The organism is Archangium sp., assembly GCF_036277355.1.
In the GTDB taxonomy this organism is placed as follows: Bacteria; Myxococcota; Myxococcia; order Myxococcales; family Myxococcaceae; genus Archangium.
Genome location: NZ_DASUNC010000134.1, coordinates 1 through 3,240, shown reverse-complemented (window position 1 = coordinate 3,240; position 3,240 = coordinate 1). Strand labels below are relative to the sequence as shown.

Sequence of the window (3,240 nt, the reverse complement as noted above, 5' to 3'; positions counted from 1 at the left end):
ATGCCCTGGTGGCTGGCCCGGAGTCTGGGCAGCTCACGGGAAAGGCGGCGGGTGGAGGCGGACACCTCGTCCACGGCCCCCAGCAAAGCCAGGTGGGACGCCAGGGCGCTCCCCCGTGCCTGGGTGTCCGCATCGCCCGGGCCCACCGCCGTCATCATCTGCCGTGCCTGCTGGCGGCGGTGCAGCCGCTGTGTCCCCTCGGGCTCGGGCGTGGGCGGTTCACCCGGGTCTTGCGCCCACGCGGGAGTGGCGCCCTCACCGTGCGAGTAGCGCAGGTGCGTTGCCCGGCCGGGCGGTGGCGTCAGCGGTGCGCAGGCATTGGACAGCAGGGCGAGGGCGAGCAGCAGCCCCGTGCACCTCACCGCGGGCGGGTCAGCGCGCATGCTCCACCCCCAGGCCCCTGCGAGTGACGGCTCCCGAGCCTTCCTGCCCGGGCCAACCTCCCTGGCTTCGTGGCCTCTTCGGGGAGGTTGTCAGGCCTTTGAGCCTGGGAGAGCAGCAGCACCAGCGACCAGGACGTCATCAGCACCTCCGTTGGCGGGCCTCCAGTCTACCCGTGGGATGCCCAATTGCCGGAGGCTGGCAGCGGCTTCGCTTCCAGCCATGGACTTCAGACTTCCTCGTCGGGCAGGAGGGTGACGAGCAGTTCGTCGTCAGGGCCGAGCGGGCGCCATCCGGGTGGAGGTGGCGTGGCGAGGAGTGCATCTCCTGCCCGCCGGACGCGCTCCTTATGCGTTTCTGGGGTGTAGGCGGACCAGCGCCCAAGCGCCATGGCGACCTCGAAACGGTTCTCATCGTCCATCACGGGTGGCCAACCGCTGGAGAGTCCGTCGGCAAGTTCGCGCACGAGCACATCACGCACCAGTCGTGTGACCTGATTACGACGCTCCGCCTCGGCGAGCAACCCACTGAATACCTGCACTGCGGCGATGTCATCCTCGCCAAGCTCCTCGGCTAATAAATAGAGCGGGACGGCAGGACGGGCCTCGGCGAAGGCGGTGAGTGAATCGTAACCCTGCTCGCGGACCCGCTCGTACAGGCGCGCCTTGATGTTGCCCTGCCACGCACGTCCGTCGCTCATCGCCCTCTCCTGCGGATGAAGTTCAAGCTTCCTCGTCGGGCAGGAGCGTGAGCAGCAGCGTGTCGTCGGGGCTGAGCGGGCGCCATCCGGGCGGCGGAGGTGTGGCGCGGAGCGCTGTCATCACATGCTCGGCGCGTGCCTCATGGGACTCAGGAGTGTAGCCAAACCACGCGCCGAGTGCCTTGGCGACGTTGAAGCGGTTGGCGTCGTCCATGACGGACGGCCAGCCTTCAGGGAGGCTCTGGAACAACATGCGTACGAGGACACTGCGCACCAGACGAGTGACCTGCTTGCGCCGCTCCGCCTCGGCGAGCAACCCGCTGAACACCTGCACCCCGGCGATATCGTCTGGACCCAGCTCCTCGGCCAGTTCCACCAACGAGGCCGTAGGGCGAGCCTCGGCGAAGGCGGTGAGGGAATCGTAACCCCGCTCGCGGACCCGCTCGTACAGGCGCGCCTTGATGTTGCCCTGCCACGCACGTCCGTCGCTCATCGCCCTCTCCAGCGGATGAAGTTCAAACTTCCTCGTCGGACAGGAGGGTGACGAGCAGTTCGTCGTCGGGGCCGAGCGGGCGCCATCCGGGCGGCGGTGGCGTGGCCAGGAGCGCATCGCTGGCCTTATCGACACGGGCTCTATGAGTTTCTGGGGTATCGGCGAACCACGAGCCGAGTGCCTTGGCAACCTTGAAACGATTGGCGTCATCCAGCAGGGGCGGCCAGCCCTCGGGAAGACACTCGGACAGCTCGCGCACAAGCATGTCGCGGACAAAGCGCGTGACCTGTTTGCGCTGCTCCGCCTCGGCGAGCAACCCGTTCAGCACCTGCACCCCGGCCACATCCGCCTCGCCAAGTTCCTCGGCCAGCGCCACCAGTGAGGCGGTGGGGCGGGCATTCGCGAAGGAGGTGAGCGAATCATAACCGCGTTCACGGACTCGCTCATAGAGGCGGACCCTCCAGTTGCCCTGCCACGTCTGTCCGCCGCTCATCGCCCTCTCCGATGAGCGAACTCCATTGGGATGTTATAGCGCCTCATCCGGTATGCGACGATGTCCAGGACCTCGTTCCGCGTCAACATCCGGCCCGCCTTGGCTTCGGCTTGATAGAGCGCGTCCATGATCATGCGGTTCCATTCGTCGGGCCAGGTGCGCCCCAGCTTCCAGTTCCCCCCACCGTGGATGGCCTGATGGTGTGCCTGCTCCAGTTTCACGCAGAACTTGTTGATGTCCATCTCGCCGGTGAAGCCGCGCTTCTCGAACCACTCGCGGAACTCTTGAGGCATGACGTGGTGCCCTGGTGGCTCGGCCATGCCAGCCCCCGCTCTGTCCGTCACGCGCATGCCGCGCACCTCCGGCCCCTCGCCCAGGGCCTCGCGCACGCCGCGCGGCAGCTCCCCGTGCGCCATCATCACCTGGCCGGCCTGTATGCGCACCGCCGCGCTGACGGCGGGAAGTGACAGGACGCCGGCCCGTACCAGCCGCTGCATCATCTCCACCCACTCGGCGGAGAGGACAAGGCGCGTGCCCATCATCACGCCGTGCGAGCCCACCATGAAACCCATGCCCAGCGTAGCGGGAGCCGCCGCGCGCAGCGCGGGCAGGGTGAACTTCAGCGCCGACACCAGGGTGAGCGCCTCCGCAGCCTCCTTGAGCACCAGTATCTTCTGGAGGGTCTCCGCTCCCTTGCGCACGGTCTCTCGCAATGTCTCGAACTCGCGGGTGAGATGGCCCACCAGGGCGGGCATGTCCTCCGCCGTCGCCTCCACCCGCGCGGGCTCGAGCGAGGAGAGCGCCGTCAGGGCGGGCTCGAGCAGCATCTGGAAGCGCTCCATGTCCACGTACAACCACTCCACGCTGTAGAGGCGGCGGGAGAGCGCGTCGTCGGTGAGGAGGAGGAAGTCGAACCAGACGGCCAGCAGCAGGGAGCCGAGCATGGCGGCCTCCAGCCGGGGGCCCGCCAGGCGCAGCAGGGCCAGCTGCATGTCCGGGTCCTCCACCTGGGAGGCGGCGGTTGCCAGGCGCGTGGCGGCGGCCAGCTCGGCGTCCATCCACCGCAGCTGACGTTCCCCATATTCGATGTAGCGGACGAAGATGCCGTTGCCCGCACGAGCGATGCCCTGGTGACTGGCCCGGAGTCTGGGCAGCTCACGGGAAAGGCGGCGG

Annotated in this window: 4 protein-coding genes and 1 pseudogene; all 5 read right to left on the bottom strand. The window is 68.0% G+C overall.

Annotated features, from left to right (window positions below; all coding sequences use genetic code 11):
• Positions 1-383, bottom strand: a pseudogene (locus tag VFZ09_RS32515) (DUF2380 domain-containing protein); the annotation flags it as partial.
• Between the two features lie 227 nt (positions 384-610).
• Entirely contained in the window at positions 611-1,081 is a 471-nt protein-coding gene (locus VFZ09_RS32510) for an NUDIX hydrolase (RefSeq protein WP_329731612.1), read from the bottom strand.
• Between the two features lie 22 nt (positions 1,082-1,103).
• On the bottom strand, positions 1,104-1,574 hold the full coding sequence (locus VFZ09_RS32505; RefSeq protein WP_329731611.1) for an NUDIX hydrolase: 471 nt from the start codon (positions 1,572-1,574) through the stop codon (positions 1,104-1,106).
• Positions 1,575-1,596: 22 nt separating this feature from the next.
• Positions 1,597-2,067 (bottom strand): NUDIX hydrolase, encoded by a 471-nt coding sequence (locus VFZ09_RS32500; RefSeq protein ID WP_329731610.1) that lies wholly within the window; start codon positions 2,065-2,067, stop codon positions 1,597-1,599.
• Positions 2,064-3,240 (bottom strand): DUF2380 domain-containing protein (locus tag VFZ09_RS32495; protein ID WP_329731609.1); only part of this gene is annotated, 1,177 nt, incomplete at its 5' end. The genes VFZ09_RS32500 and VFZ09_RS32495, both read right to left, overlap by 4 nt.

What these genes read in the sequence shown, in the direction of transcription:
- VFZ09_RS32510 (WP_329731612.1), bottom strand. Translation starts at nt 1,081, where the DNA reads ATGAGCGACGGACGTGCGTGGCAGGGCAACATCAAGGCGCGCCTGTAC.
- VFZ09_RS32505 (WP_329731611.1), bottom strand. Translation starts at nt 1,574, where the DNA reads ATGAGCGACGGACGTGCGTGGCAGGGCAACATCAAGGCGCGCCTGTAC.
- VFZ09_RS32500 (WP_329731610.1), bottom strand. Translation starts at nt 2,067, where the DNA reads ATGAGCGGCGGACAGACGTGGCAGGGCAACTGGAGGGTCCGCCTCTAT.